General features: G+C 43.3%; 12 protein-coding genes. 5 read left to right on the forward strand and 7 right to left on the reverse strand.

The features are described from left to right. The first annotated feature begins 25 nt into the window (after positions 1-25). The 4 genes from JS40_RS02870 (at position 26) to JS40_RS02885 (ending at position 3,906) form a co-directional block, all read left to right on the forward strand. Complete coding sequence (locus tag JS40_RS02870) at positions 26-814, forward strand: hypothetical protein (protein ID WP_034258187.1); 789 nt, start codon at positions 26-28, stop codon at positions 812-814. Between the two features lie 67 nt (positions 815-881). Beyond that, on the forward strand, positions 882-1,910 hold the full coding sequence (gene gshB, locus JS40_RS02875; RefSeq protein WP_084677424.1) for a glutathione synthase: 1,029 nt from the start codon (positions 882-884) through the stop codon (positions 1,908-1,910). After that, positions 1,910-2,746, forward strand: a complete 837-nt coding sequence (locus JS40_RS02880; RefSeq protein WP_034258190.1) for an N-formylglutamate amidohydrolase — start codon at positions 1,910-1,912, stop codon at positions 2,744-2,746. The genes gshB and JS40_RS02880 overlap by 1 nt, the downstream gene beginning before the upstream one ends. Continuing rightward, a complete protein-coding gene (locus JS40_RS02885; RefSeq protein WP_034258192.1) occupies positions 2,743-3,906 on the forward strand; it encodes a peptidase MATCAP family protein in 1,164 nt (387 codons plus the stop codon). Before JS40_RS02880 ends, JS40_RS02885 begins: the two co-directional genes overlap by 4 nt. Before the next feature lie 56 nt (positions 3,907-3,962). Here JS40_RS02885 and JS40_RS02890 read toward each other — a convergent pair whose 3' ends face one another. The 3 genes from JS40_RS02890 to JS40_RS02900 all read right to left on the reverse strand — a co-directional run bounded on the left by JS40_RS02890 (position 3,963) and on the right by JS40_RS02900 (position 9,572). Beyond that, positions 3,963-6,776, reverse strand: coding sequence for a T9SS type A sorting domain-containing protein (locus tag JS40_RS02890; RefSeq protein WP_034258194.1), 2,814 nt, complete (start codon positions 6,774-6,776; stop codon positions 3,963-3,965). Between the two features lie 232 nt (positions 6,777-7,008). Further along, positions 7,009-7,416, reverse strand: a complete 408-nt coding sequence (locus JS40_RS02895; protein WP_034258196.1) for a thiol-disulfide oxidoreductase DCC family protein — start codon at positions 7,414-7,416, stop codon at positions 7,009-7,011. After that, positions 7,413-9,572: an endonuclease MutS2 gene (locus JS40_RS02900; RefSeq protein WP_034261982.1), complete on the reverse strand. Its 2,160-nt coding sequence runs from the start codon at positions 9,570-9,572 to the stop codon at positions 7,413-7,415. Before JS40_RS02900 ends, JS40_RS02895 begins: the two co-directional genes overlap by 4 nt. A 50-nt stretch (positions 9,573-9,622) precedes the next feature. Here JS40_RS02900 and ung point away from each other — a divergent pair, with 50 nt between their 5' ends. Next, positions 9,623-10,288 (forward strand): uracil-DNA glycosylase, encoded by a 666-nt coding sequence (ung, locus tag JS40_RS02905; protein WP_034258197.1) that lies wholly within the window; start codon positions 9,623-9,625, stop codon positions 10,286-10,288. A gap of 212 nt (positions 10,289-10,500) precedes the next feature. Here ung and JS40_RS02910 read toward each other — a convergent pair whose 3' ends face one another. Genes JS40_RS02910 through JS40_RS02925 form a run of 4 tightly spaced genes read right to left on the reverse strand, consistent with a single transcriptional unit; the run spans position 10,501 to position 13,505 of the window. Continuing rightward, positions 10,501-11,355 (reverse strand): substrate-binding domain-containing protein, encoded by an 855-nt coding sequence (locus tag JS40_RS02910; protein WP_034258199.1) that lies wholly within the window; start codon positions 11,353-11,355, stop codon positions 10,501-10,503. Then, positions 11,352-12,239 (reverse strand): nucleoside phosphorylase, encoded by an 888-nt coding sequence (locus tag JS40_RS02915; RefSeq protein ID WP_034258200.1) that lies wholly within the window; start codon positions 12,237-12,239, stop codon positions 11,352-11,354. The genes JS40_RS02910 and JS40_RS02915 overlap by 4 nt, the downstream gene beginning before the upstream one ends. Beyond that, positions 12,229-12,555: a translation initiation factor gene (locus JS40_RS02920; RefSeq protein WP_034258202.1), complete on the reverse strand. Its 327-nt coding sequence runs from the start codon at positions 12,553-12,555 to the stop codon at positions 12,229-12,231. The genes JS40_RS02915 and JS40_RS02920 overlap by 11 nt, the downstream gene beginning before the upstream one ends. Beyond that, positions 12,555-13,505, reverse strand: coding sequence for an isopenicillin N synthase family dioxygenase (locus JS40_RS02925; protein WP_034261984.1), 951 nt, complete (start codon positions 13,503-13,505; stop codon positions 12,555-12,557). The genes JS40_RS02920 and JS40_RS02925 overlap by 1 nt, the downstream gene beginning before the upstream one ends. Positions 13,506-13,590: the final 85 nt, after the last annotated feature.

Here is a 13,590-nt window from a genome sequence, read left to right on the forward strand (position 1 = left end):
GCTTATGATTTAAAATAATCATAGCATGAAAAAATTAGTCCTTTTATTATTTTGCAGCAGTTGCTACCTCGGTCTTTCCCAGGTAGGGATCGGAACCGTTAGCCCAAGTGACGCAGCAATGTTAGACATTAGCAGCACAACGAACAATGTGAACTATGGCGGTCTCATGCCACCCAGAGTGCCAAGTCAGACAGAACGTGATGTTATTCCCACCACCTCTACCGACACAGGTTTATTGATCTTCGTGGAGAGCACCGGAACTCTGGAGGTGTGGAACGGGATCAACTGGGAGATTGTCTATACGCTTAGCACACAAGCTACAACCTTGGCCATTCAAGATTTTGACACCAACATTAGCTGGAACTATACTGTTACGCCGGCAACATATAATGTGAGTGATGATATTTGGGATATTGTTACCACACTTGGAGCCGGAACCGGTGCAATAGACCTTGTTTCCGGAAATTTCCTGGGCTGTCGTGATCTTGACAATCCCAACGGCGGTGGTAATTTCTTTCATGAGATCGCTTTTGTGAACGTGAACGTTTCCTCGCTAAATAATGCTAGAATTTCTTTTGATTATGACGTGTATCAATATGATGCAGGAGATGATATACAGTATGAGGTCTATCACGACGACGTAAGTCAAGGGGTCGTTACCTTAGTGAACGGGGCAGGTAACCTCACCGCAGAAGGGACCGAGGTAATCGTGGTTCCTAATAGTGTTACAAACGTAAGGATCTCAGTACGCATCGATCAGAACGGAAATGATGATTTTGCCGGTTTCGATAACTTTAGGGTGTATGGGCAATAAGAACAGGAAAGGTTTTCAGATTATTCGATAATTGCTATCTTTAGTTTGAAATCAAAAACCAGCCTTTATGAACGTTTGCTTCATTATGTATCCTTGGGAAGAGATCAAGCCCGATGACGATTCAACACTTGCAATGATCCATGAGTTTGTAAAGCGGGGGCACGGTTTGGCGATCACTACACCCGCTAACTTGACCATCCGTGATAGTGTTGCTTTTGCTTTTTCAAAATGTTACAAAAGAAAAGACAAGATCTCCTCCAGTTTGAAGTCATTTCATACGCATGCCGAATTCTACGATGAAATGCTGCCCTTAGCCGGTTTTGATGTTATCATCCTCCGAAGCAATCCGCCGCTGGATATGATCATGCTCAATTTTCTGGATTCTGTCAAGGACGATGTGTTTATTATGAACGATCTGGACGGTATTCGGCGTGCCAATAACAAACTCTATACGGCCGTCTTTGAAGATGACCATAATGAGATGATCCCTCGCACACACGTAACAAAGAACAAAGAATACTTAAAAAAAACCATAAAAGAAGGACCCGATAAAATGATCCTGAAGCCTCTCAACGGCTTTGGAGGTTCCGGCGTGATCTTAATTGAAAAGCGCGCAATGCTCAGCATCAACTCGCTTCTGGATTTTTATATCGACAACCGCGACGGTACGACCAACTATGTGATCCTTCAGGAATATATAGAGGGCGCAGATCAAGGAGATGTACGTATTTTACTGCTGAATGGAAAACCCATTGGAGCCATGAAGCGTGTGCCGGGGGAGGAGGATCATCGCTCCAACGTAAGTGCCGGGGGATCGGTTCAAAAGCATACCTTATCGAAAAAAGAGAAAGAACTTTGCCGAAGAATAGGCCCTAAGCTGGTTGCAGACGGACTTTATTTTGTGGGAATCGACGTGATCAATGGAATGCTGGTAGAGGTAAACGTCATGTCTCCGGGAGGTATTACATATATGAATCGTGTATACAAAACGAAGGTTCAGGAAAAGATCATTGATTTTGTGGAAGATAAGGTACTGGAACGAGTATCTGCTTTCGAGCGTCGCCACAAACTTCGTAAACATGTAGATGAAGCATAATGGAAAGGCTGCTCGTTTCAGAAATTATCAAAAAGATCCAACGGGAAGATTGTTTTGAAGCCGTTTCAGAAGATAATTCATTTACGTTAAAGATCGATCGTTACGTGCCCTACGTATGTGGAGCCGTGCATGATGGACATCAATTTAGAAAAGAACTGTGGGACAAATGCCTTCATACGGCCTATGACCGATGGTTTGAAGAAGATCCCTGTACGAAAGATTTCATTGCATCGCACCCAATTGTGATCGCCGGCAGAGACAGCAGGTTCGAGTACGATCTTAATCGTGATCCTGAGAATGCAATTTTTGAAACAGCCTGGGGGAAAGAGCTTTGGAAAGAACCACTCACTGAAGCTGAAAAAAACGAAAGTCGCAATAAACATGCGGTATTCTATACAGTGGTGCATGCATTAATAAAGAAGTTAGAAGAAAAGTTTGGAAGTGTGGTCGTATACGACATGCATTCCTATAATTGGCGGCGGTGGGATCGCGAAGTTCCTGTAATAAATTTGGGAACCACAAATGTGGATAACGAACGATTTGAAAAAATTATAGAACGTTGGCGGCATTCCCTTTCAGAATTGAAGTTTCCCAACGGATTAGAAGCTACTTCTAAAATTAACGATACTTTCTTCGGAAATGGATATTTTCTCAAATTCATTACCCAAAATTTTAAAAATACCTTAGTTTTGGCGACAGAATTCAAAAAGATATACTGTGATGAACTGCGGCAAGTTATCTATCCTGAAATGGTTTCAGCAATCGAAAAACAACTTCAGCAAAAGATAAAGGAACACGCCGGCCAGTTCTACAGTATGCATAAAACTGACGCATGACCTATCCCAGCGTACTAACCGAAGCACACCCCAACCTTTTCCGAATCGATCAACAGTTAAATAAATTGGTCCAAAAGATCGAATTGCTTAATTATGTCAACCCGATCAACATTGAGCAGGAAAAACGGAATTTTTTTGCTTCCAAGTACAATATCAATCCTAATTTCAAATACCGAAAGATCGATTTTGATGCACATAAGTTGCAGCAAGCGCTCTTCTCACAGGATATAGACAGTATTCGAGATCCGGATACTCAAAAGTTTTACAGAGATGTGATCTACGACTATTCCGGTCTGGTCCAATGCATCGAAACTATTGGGAAAGGAAGAAAATTTTATTACAATGCTCTTAAATCGTTTGGTACGCCTACCCAAAAGGATGTAGAGAATGCACAATTCATTCTTCATTTTCAAGATGAAGAATACAACCAGGAAATGTTCCCAGTATTTAGTGCCGACGAGGCTACCGAGTATTTTCTGGAATTCTCAAAAAAATACGATTTTGAGGTATCCATAAAGCATTCTACCAAGATCACGGCCGCAGCGATGGTTCAGAATAATACACAACGTATGTTGTTAAAGAAAAATCATCGTTTTAGTGCCAATCAACTAAAAGTTCTCGCCAATCATGAGATAGGGGTGCATCTGGTCACCACTTTCAACGGGATGAAACAAGCTTTAAAGATCTTTCATAACGGATTTCCAAACAATGTGGAAACACAGGAAGGGCTTGCGGTTTTTAGTGAATATATGAGCGATTGTCTTACGCTATACCGCTTAAAGGAGCTTTCGTATCGTGTGCTGGCTGCAGATAGCCTCCATAAAGGATTTAATTTTTGCGATACTTTCGATCTTTTACACAATCAATATAAGCTCAATAGGGAAGAGGCCTATAACATTTCCCTTCGGGCTCATCGAGGGGGTGGCTTTACCAAAGATTATAAATACCTTACCGGACTTAAAAAAGTATATGATCACTACAAAACAGGAGGTGATCTGTCTCTTATGTTGACAGGGAAAGTATCCTTAAAGCATGAGCAAACCATACAGAAATGGCAACAGGAAGGTCTCGCACAAAAAATCACCTACAAGAACGAGGCGTTCCACTCCAATACCAATTCCAACAATACCATCGATTTCATTCTTCAGAATCTAAAATAGAAAAGCAGGCAAAATTGCCTGCTTTTCCGGTATTAACTAATCTAGTCTGAAAAAGACTACTCTTTAATAATCTGATACGTTCCTATCTGTCCGTTCACGGTTGCTTTCAGGATATAGGTCCCTGTAGCAAATCCTGAAACATCCAGTTGTGAACTTGTAGCATTGATCTTCTGGTTCAACACCGTTTGACCCAGCATGTTGTATACGGCCACATGCTCGATGGTATCCAGTGCACTTATCGTCAAGATCTCATTGGCCGGGTTCGGATAGAAGCTAAAGCCTTCGATTCCGTTCTCGTCCACACCTAACAAGTAACCCTGGATCAAGATATCGGACGCAGCTCCTGTGTTCACTACAAACACATAGTACGCCTGTCCGGCTACCGTATTGATCGATGCATTCACGCCCGGACCACACTGGTTGGTTCCCTGAGGCACCAAAGTAAGTTCTGCTTCGGTCGAGCTCTCATCCGGAGCTGTATAGAACGTTACTGAACTTGCTCCTCCAGGATTCAAGATCGTACAAGACGCTCCGCCGTTTCCTTGAGAGACAAAGTTGTACCAAACTCCATTGGCTCCGTCTATGTTACACCCCGTTGGGTTGCCGGCCTCTGTCGTTGCAGCAGGCATCGCTACGCTAGGATCGGTATAAGGGAATCCTATCTCATCCACATCAATGGAGTTGGCGATCATATCGTTTGGCGGAGGTACCGGAGTACAGTTAAGGTTCAAGGAGAAGTCGCCCTGAGCGCCTCCAAATCCGTGTACTAGGATGTAGTAGGTTGTACTACCATCACCCTGGAAGGCTACTTCCGACTGAAGACCACAGGGATCGTCGTTGTCACCAATACAGGTCAACGTACCACAGTCTCCCGAGTACACCGTAAGTTTACTGTCATAAGCAGTGCCACCATCACAAAGTGATACCACATAGTCGGTTAGTAAGCCGCTAGTATCGGTAAAGGTATACCAAACACCGGGCGCAGTGATCGAAGTGTTACACACCGGAGCCGCAGCATCCAAGGTGGCAAAGTTGGTAGAGCCTAAAATAGTCTGTCCACAGCTAATGGTCTCAGCATTCGCACATTCGTCGTTGGCAGCCACCGGGTTACAACTAACCGTCATGTTGAAAGCACCGGAACCAGTTCCAAATCCTTCCACAGCAATATAATATGTACTTACCCCATCAGAAATAAAGGATACTTCAGACTGAAGGCCACAAGCGTCGTCGTTATTGACAACCACGGCTCCGCCACAGGCATCATACACAGTAAGTATAGAATCGTACGAAGTACCGCTACACAACGAAAGTGTCACGATCTCATTCACAACGGTTCCTGTAAAGGAATACCACTCGTCCGGAGAGGCATTAAACCCACCGGTATCGGTATTATCGGCTGTAGTGCCAACAACAATTTCTCCGCACGTTACGGGAGTCGCTCCTATACAAACATCATTGTTAGGTGGTGGTGTCCCTGCGATAGCCACAATACCTAGTTCGGCACAGTTTGCATTCACCGGTCCTAAAGCAGTCGCTGCTCCAGTTGAAATATCTACAGAAGCCCATTCATTTGCACCACCTCCAATATACGCACCCATATATAGTGTGTTTGTAACAGGGTCGAAATCGGCATCCTGTGCAAAGTTGATCGAAATACCTAAAGGTCCAATAAGGGTTGCAACGGCTGTACTAACGTCTACAGCGTAGAGGACATCTGCCCCTAATTCTGCCATATATCCGTTCCCGTCATTATCGATGGCTAACCAGATTCCTAAAGCCCCTGGTAACACAGCAGTTCCCACAACGGTAAGTGTCCCGGTAGCAAGATCTACAGTATAGATTGTATGATCATCTCCGAATCCCGTAAGTGCATACATTGTACTATTACTATAATTCCAAGCCAGTCCGCGAACTCCGTGATTTGCCTGAATATTTGTCAAAGGCCCTACAGTTGTTTCAACACCGGTTACCGGGTCAATTGATATAAGAGAGAGGGTTGCGTTGTCAAGCGCATATAAGTTCCCGGAGCCATCATAATCTCCGGCAAACAATTGAGAAGTTGACGTGTTCACGGCATTGATCGTATAAGGACCTCCTAAAGCAAAGGTTCCCATATCGTCTGAACAGAATCCTGCATCGAAGGCAAAGACCTCGTCCATACCGCCGCCACCGCCGCTGTTAAGTACTTCTACCTCCCAACCACACGAATTAACAACAGCCGTTGCACTAAACTCAAAGGTCAAAGCTCCACTGGTCGAAGTAAAGACTGCAGATCCATTAGCGGCAATCATTCCGGCAAGGGTATCGGTATTTGCATTTAAATTACTGTCATAAATTTGTGGTGAAGAAGTATCCGGACCATCATAAATATTAAGAATGTCAAAGGTTCCGAAAATATTAAATGATAAAAATTCTACTTCTAGACCAGTACCGGTCAAGGTTGTAACTGTAGTACACCCACAATTAGGATAATCTCCCGGATCGCCTGATGAGGTTCCTGTACAGACACCTCCCGGACCTCCATTCACACCATCTGTTGGATCATAAAAGAAATCACCGGTCGCCACGGCGAAGGTCTCTGTAGCCCCCGCAGTAGGAATAATATTAGCCAAGGAATTTCTGTTTTGCGAGTTATAATACGCATGGATCATTTGCCGTTCTACGGCTGTGAACTCACTAGTGTCAACCCCGGCTTGATTACCCTGAGCTGCAATTCGTGCCAGCAGGTCATCAATGGTGGTTGTGTTCTGAACCTGTGTTCGAAAAAGTTGTTCTTGTTGTAATTCGGCTTGAATGGCCGAACTTGGCGTTTGTGCAAATGTATTTCCAACTAGAAACACTAAGCTTAACGCTAATGTAATTCTCTTCATAATAATAAAATATTTAATGTTAGTTACTATTTCTTTAAAGTTACAGAAAATTGTTTTAGCTGCGTTAAAATTTCGACAATAAAACAATATTATCGGTGTAGGTTTCTCACTTTGTTAATATCGAATTTTGAGCCGGTTTACAGTTTTCCTACAGCTTAGGGATGTAGAATTCAGGCTAATATCTGAACCACAGTGCCTTAACCTAAAAAGTCTTTCGTTGTTAATAAAGCAGCTACAGAAACTTCGACTTAAGTTCCGGGGTGGGGATCATGCAGCTTTCCTTTTTGCCGTACCAGCGGTAACGGTTCTTTGCAATATAGTCGTAGACCCGGTTTCTAATAAATTTAGGTACAATCATAAAGCCGTAGAGAAGGGGGTAGGCCCCGGAAAGTTCTTTGGCAATACGCAATGCAGCTGAAGACTTTTCATAGCTTTTATTGCCGTCAATAAGTATGATGGAATCTGTTTTTGAAGTATCTATATCATGTTCGTTCACCAGTACCATCCCCACATTGCTCTGTAAGGCTGCAAATCGAAAGACATCTTTTTTATCCCGTTTTATAATGAAAACTACCGAGCTGTTACAAAGATTACAGACCCCGTCGAATAAAATTATCTTGTGTGATACGTTGTGACTCATACTTTTTCCAGTTCTTCCATATTAACATTGGTCGTGAACATGCCATAGTTAACGATCGCTTTATTCTTTTCTATCGTATCGATGGTGCCAATTGCCCTGCCGTCTATCATGCGTACTCTGTCACCCACCTTAAGGGCTACTTTGGGTTTGGAAGGAGGTGCTTTCTTGGCCTCTTCTTTTTCAGCTTTTTTACGCTTTCGTATCACCGCCACCTTTTCCTCGACCTCTTTCTCGGTAACACGTTTCTTGGCCGTTTCTTTCTGCTTTACTTTAGGAGCAATTTTCCTGCGTTTGCTGTTCTCGACCATCACCAGCTTGAGAAGCTCATCGATAAGAGCTTTCTTTTTCTTGTTATTGAAATATTTTTCTGAAAGTTGGTCGAATTTTTTTCCCAGACTTATCAATTTCTGATTGGCATCATACAATTCCTGATAACTTTCCAATTTTTCCTGAACCCTAATATTGATCTCTTCCAGTTGTTTGCTTTCTTCTCTGGCTCTTTGTTCTTCGGTCTTTAGATTTTCTGAAGTCTTCCGTAGCTGTGACCGCTCTTTCTGAAGGTTCGCAATGGTCTTGTCAAATCGTATTTTCCCTCGTGCTATCTTTTTCTTTGCTTTATTGATCAAACTATAAGGGATCCCGTTCTTCTGTGCCACTTCAAAGGTAAAAGAGCTTCCTGCTTCTCCCAGATGAAGCTTATAGAGCGGCTCCAGACTCTTACTGTCAAACTGCATATTCGCATTCATTGCAAATGGCAGTTCATTTGCCAAAAGCTTCAGATTGGTATAATGGGTCGTAATGATTCCAAAGGCTTCTCGCTCATAGAACACCTCTAAAAATGTTTCTGCTAACGCCCCGCCCAATTCAGGATCACTACCTGTTCCAAACTCGTCGATAAGGAAAAGGGTGTTCTCATTGCATTTCTTTAAGAATTGGTTCATCTTCTTGAGCCTGTAACTATAGGTACTCAAATGATTTTCGATCGATTGGTTGTCCCCAATATCGGTGAGTACTTTGTCAAAATAGCACACCTCACTTTGCGGATCTGCCGGAATAAGCATGCCACTCTGTAACATCACTTGCAACAATCCCACTGTTTTTAAGGTAATACTCTTTCCGCCCGCATTAGGCCCCGAGATCACGATGATGCGCTTTTGAGGGTCAAGTTCTATGGTCTGCGGATAGGTGATTTCTTTACGTTTCCGATTGGATACTAAAAGGAGCGGATGATACGCCTTTTGCAGAAGGATGTGTTTTTCTGAAGTGATCCTCGGTAAAACAGCGTTTATCCCTTTGGCATATTTTGCTTTGGCCGAAAGTGTATCGATCGTAATCAAATAATCCTGAAACGTTGAAAGCAATTCAAAATAGGGTCGTATTGTTTCAGTAAGCGCCTTTAGTATGCGTTTGATCTCTTCCTGTTCTTCATAAAGTAAATTGCTCAATTCATTTGCAAAATCCAAGGTTTCCTGAGGCTCGATATACACGATGCTTCCTGTTTTAGAGCTCCCCAGCACAGCACCCTTTATCTTGCGACGATGCATTGCCTTTACCGCTAGGACCCTCCTGTTTTCAACGATGGTCTCTTTAATATCGTCCAGGTAATCAGACTGTCCATAGCGACTCAAAGCTTTGGTGAACGACGAGTTGATCTGGCTGCGCACCACCCGCAGGCGCTGTCGGATCTCGAATAGATCATTTGAAGCATCATCCTTAAGCTCGCCATACCTGTCGATAACCGCACCAATGGAATCACCTATAAGCGGTGTATGGTGAATCGTTTCAGAAAAATCATTTAAATAGGTATAGAATTCTTCATATTTCTTAAAAAAGGCAAGAAGGATCTTGGTGGTTTCTGAAATTGTCAAAATTCGCCGAAACCCTGAAACGTCTAAACTGCTGTTCTCGATCTCCAACATGCGAAGCTCTCTGAATATAGGGTCAAAACCGTGGTTGGGAATTGGATTATCGCCTTCCAAAGAGGCTTTAAATTCCCGAACGCGATGCAATTCGGGAGCTATCTCCGTTTTATTCCTGTATGGCGCTATAGCGAGTACAGTTTCGGTGCCCGGTTCTGTGACACAGAATGTTGAGATCTGTTTCAAAACAGCAGGGAATTCTAAGTCTTCTAAAGTTTTTTTATCTATGCGGATCATTCCCCGGGTTTCTTGTAATTTTACATGAAGGTAGCACAAAAGTACTAATAATGGATGTAAAAATTGAAGCCGGCTGGAAGGAAGCATTGGAGGATGAATTTGAAAAGAAATACTTCCAAGATCTAACAGATTTTGTGAGAGAAGAATACACAACACACACCTGTTTCCCGCCCGGGAATCAAATTTTCGCAGCCTTCCGGCATACCCCTTTTCACAAAGTAAAGGTTGTTATCCTGGGGCAGGATCCGTATCACGGACCGGGGCAGGCAAACGGCTTGTGTTTTTCGGTGGCAGATGGGATCGTAAAGCCTCCGTCATTGCTAAATATCTTTCAGGAATTACAAGCAGATGTTCAAAGATCGGTGCCACAATCCGGTAATCTGGAGCGGTGGGCAGATCAGGGTGTCTTATTGCTTAATGCCACATTAACGGTGCGCTCACATCAAGCAGGCAGTCATCAAAACAAAGGATGGGAACAGTTTACGGATGCGGTTATACAGCGTCTTTCAGAAAAAAGAGAAGGACTTGTCTTCTTATTATGGGGCGGATATGCCAAACGAAAGGGTGCCAAGATAGATGCTTCCAAACATCTGGTACTAAGCAGTGGACATCCCTCGCCATTAAGTGCCAACAGAGGCTACTGGTTTGGAAACAAACATTTCAGCAAAACAAATAAGTTTTTAAAGGAAAATGGGCAAGAGCCCATTGTATGGTAATTTTATAAACGCCCGGAAGAAGCGGGGAGGAGATGATCTATTCTTCTTCGGGTACTTCAGATTCGGAGGCGTCATTACAGCTAAATTGCAACAACAAGAAGTTAGTTACAAGCAAGGCCCCCAATACGATTAAAAATGTATACATATCTCTTACTTTTATAATATAAAGATGCACGGATGCTCCAGAGGTTGCGTGTTGTTGTAATTTATTTTTAGAAATTATGTAATATGCTCTTGGACAACATCTTATTCTTTATAAGATCAAGTTTCAGCAATTGAGATTGAATTCGATCTACTTGTAGTTCTGTTAAATTCTCCTGACTCCACTCCGTAAGGTCTAACCATTCTTCTACATCCTGCAACTGCTGTCCGTACCTGTTTGAGATCATGGTGGCAATACCGGGTATGTTCTTGAAATCACTTGTAGTACGATTAATAATTTCCAAAATATCCCGAACGGCTTCACCATGTGAGGCTATAAATTCGTTGCGTACGGCGATTACAAAACACGGCCAGGGTGTAGGACATTCCCCTAGAATGCGAAAAGGCCCGTCATCCACATACGGTTTTGTAGTGAATTTTTCCCACATAAAATAGTCGCCCTGTCCTTTGGGCAAGCCTTCCAAGGCCCCTTCAAGATCACCGATCACTTTAAATTTAAGGTCCTTTTCCATATCCCAGCCTTTATCTTCGGCATGTACATACGCCATGAGGTGTGAGCCCGATCCAAAACGACTGATAGCCGCATGCGTGCCTCTAAGGTCTTCTACATTTGTATAGGGAGCTGTATCGGCTACGTGAATTCCCCAAATTAACGGAGATTTTACAAACACCTGAACAATGCTGCTGGGGTTTCCTTTTATGATATCGCGGATGATCCCTTCAGTAAGGATGACAGCCATATCGATCTCTCCCGAACGAAGCGCTTTGTTCATTTGTCCGGTTCCCCCGGAAAAATCCTTCCAGCGAAGATTGATCCCCTTTTCCTGATATTCTTTGTTCCTTAGGGTAAGATACCAGGGTAGATTAAAATGCTCGGGGACGCCGCCTATGGTGATCGTTTTCATGATACAAGTACATCAAGGGTATGTTGAACAAGCTTGTGGATGGCTTCTTTGGGTTTACTGCTAAATTCCCCGTTGGGTCGGTTTGCCAAGATCGCATTCAAGGATATGGCACGGTGTCCCAGTAATTTTGACATACCATAGATTCCTGCTGTTTCCATCTCGAGGTTGGTGATCCTTCTTCCACGATACTCAAACGCAGCGATCTTCTCATTAAGAGCTGGGTCCTGAAGTGGCAAACGAAGCACACGCCCTTGCGGTCCATAGAAGCCGACATTTGTAGTCGTGAATCCTTTTTGAATATTTTCTGAAGCAAATTTTGCCAAAAGTTCGGGGTCTGCATGCACAACATACGGGTGTGATTTATGAACGCTCCATTGTGTATGCTTCATAAAGGCTTCTGAAGCTTCCGAATCTAAGAATCTTGTGTTTCCGTAGAAATGTAATAAAGTGTCAAAACCCATTGCCAGTTCACTCACCAGCATACTGTCAACAGCGATCTCCGGCTGCAGGGCCCCGGAAGTGCCTATGCGTATAATGTCCAAGACAGTGTGATCCTCTTTTACAGTACGCGATTCAAAATCAATATTGACCAGCGCATCCAGCTCATTAAACACAATATCAATATTATCGGTCCCGATACCCGTTGAAAGGACTGAAATACGCTTCCCTTTATAGGTTCCCGTGTGTGTTTTGAATTCGCGGTGAAAGGCCTTTAGTTCGATGGTATCGAAATAGTCTGACACCAGATCGACCCGTTCCGGGTCTCCTACTACAATAACGGTAGTAGCCAGATCCTCCGGTTTTAAATTGAGGTGATAGATACTCCCATCGGGGTTCAGGATGAGTTCAGACTCTGCTATTCGTAAGCTACGGTTATCCTCCAACACGTTTCGTTTTAAATCCTTTTTCCTGAAGGAAGGTCATGATCCTATCACGGTAATCACCTTGAATAATAATCTGTTCATTTTTAAAGCTGCCGCCAACACTCAACAGTTGTTTGATCTCTTTCGCTAGTTGTTTGAAATCATGATCGGCGCCGGTATACCCTTCAATGATGGTAATGGGCTTACCTTTTCGTTTTTCATATTTACAAATTAGAGGCTCATCCTGCAACCAAACAGTCGTTTCGGGCGCTTCTTCAGGAATTTCTGAAGGCTCGTGATCCGGAAATAATTGTTTTAGCTGATCTTTTAAATCCATTACTTTTTTATCAATCCTATTTCTACCAAACGTTGATGAAGGAACTCACCGGCAGTAATGTCATCATAGGCCTTTGGGTGTTGCTCATCAATACATTCGTCTAAACAATCCAACTTCATGTCGCTTCGGGGATGCATGAAGAAAGGGATCGAATATCTTGCCGTACCCCATTGGTCCCGGGGCGGATTCACCACCCGGTGTATAGTGGAACGTAACTTATTATTGGTATGCCGTTCTAGCATGTCGCCTACGTTGATCACCAGTTCATCTTCCTCCGGAATCGCATCGATCCATTCGCCATCCTTGCGAAGCACCTGCAATCCTCCCGTAGAGGCTCCCATCAACAACGTAATTAGATTGATATCCCCATGAGCACCTGCTCTAACTGCACCTTTAGGCTCTTCGGTGATGGGAGGGTAGTGGATAGGACGTAAGATGCTGTTCCCGTTGGTCGCCCAATGATCAAAATAATGTTCATCCAATCCAATGTAGATCGCCAAGGCCCGCAACACATAGATACCCGTTTTTTCCAGCATGCGATAGGCTTCCATTCCGGTAGCGTTGAAGTTGGGTAGTTCACTTACCACAACATTATCCGGATAGGCTTCAGGAAGGTTGGCATCTTCGGAAGCTTCCTGACCAAAATGCCAGAATTCTTTTAGATCACCTTCCTTTTTACCCTTGGCGTGTTCTTTTCCGAAGGAAACATAACCACGCTGACCCCCAAGACCTTCGATCTCATACTGTTCCTTTGTCTTGACGGGCAGCGCAAAGAAGGATTTTACTTCTTTGTACAGGTTTTCAACCAGATCGTCGCTTAAAAAATGATTCTTCAAAGAAACAAATCCTATTTCTTCATAAGCACGACCAATTTCATTGACAAATTTCTTTTTTCTATCGGGATCGCCAGAAATAAAATCGGCAAGATCTACGCTGGGTATATTATTCATAATACGTATAATTAACGGCACAAAGATACCAAAATACAGGCGCATTTCCACACATAAAAAATCTACTTTATTTCGTGGTCTCACT

Source organism: Altibacter lentus, from assembly GCF_000746845.1.
In the GTDB taxonomy this organism is placed as follows: Bacteria; Bacteroidota; Bacteroidia; order Flavobacteriales; family Flavobacteriaceae; genus Altibacter; species Altibacter lentus.

Excerpts from the sequence above, each read along its gene's own strand:
- JS40_RS02885 (WP_034258192.1), top strand. The coding sequence starts at position 2,743 with ATGACCTATCCCAGCGTACTAACCGAAGCACACCCCAACCTTTTCCGA.
- gshB (WP_084677424.1), top strand. The coding sequence starts at position 882 with ATGAACGTTTGCTTCATTATGTATCCTTGGGAAGAGATCAAGCCCGAT.
- ung (WP_034258197.1), top strand. The coding sequence starts at position 9,623 with ATGGATGTAAAAATTGAAGCCGGCTGGAAGGAAGCATTGGAGGATGAA.
- JS40_RS02890 (WP_034258194.1), bottom strand. The coding sequence starts at position 6,776 with ATGAAGAGAATTACATTAGCGTTAAGCTTAGTGTTTCTAGTTGGAAAT.
- JS40_RS02910 (WP_034258199.1), bottom strand. The coding sequence starts at position 11,355 with ATGAAAACGATCACCATAGGCGGCGTCCCCGAGCATTTTAATCTACCC.
- JS40_RS02880 (WP_034258190.1), top strand. The coding sequence starts at position 1,910 with ATGGAAAGGCTGCTCGTTTCAGAAATTATCAAAAAGATCCAACGGGAA.
- JS40_RS02920 (WP_034258202.1), bottom strand. The coding sequence starts at position 12,555 with ATGGATTTAAAAGATCAGCTAAAACAATTATTTCCGGATCACGAGCCT.
- JS40_RS02895 (WP_034258196.1), bottom strand. The coding sequence starts at position 7,416 with ATGAGTCACAACGTATCACACAAGATAATTTTATTCGACGGGGTCTGT.
- JS40_RS02900 (WP_034261982.1), bottom strand. The coding sequence starts at position 9,572 with ATGATCCGCATAGATAAAAAAACTTTAGAAGACTTAGAATTCCCTGCT.
- JS40_RS02925 (WP_034261984.1), bottom strand. The coding sequence starts at position 13,505 with ATGAATAATATACCCAGCGTAGATCTTGCCGATTTTATTTCTGGCGAT.
- JS40_RS02870 (WP_034258187.1), top strand. The coding sequence starts at position 26 with ATGAAAAAATTAGTCCTTTTATTATTTTGCAGCAGTTGCTACCTCGGT.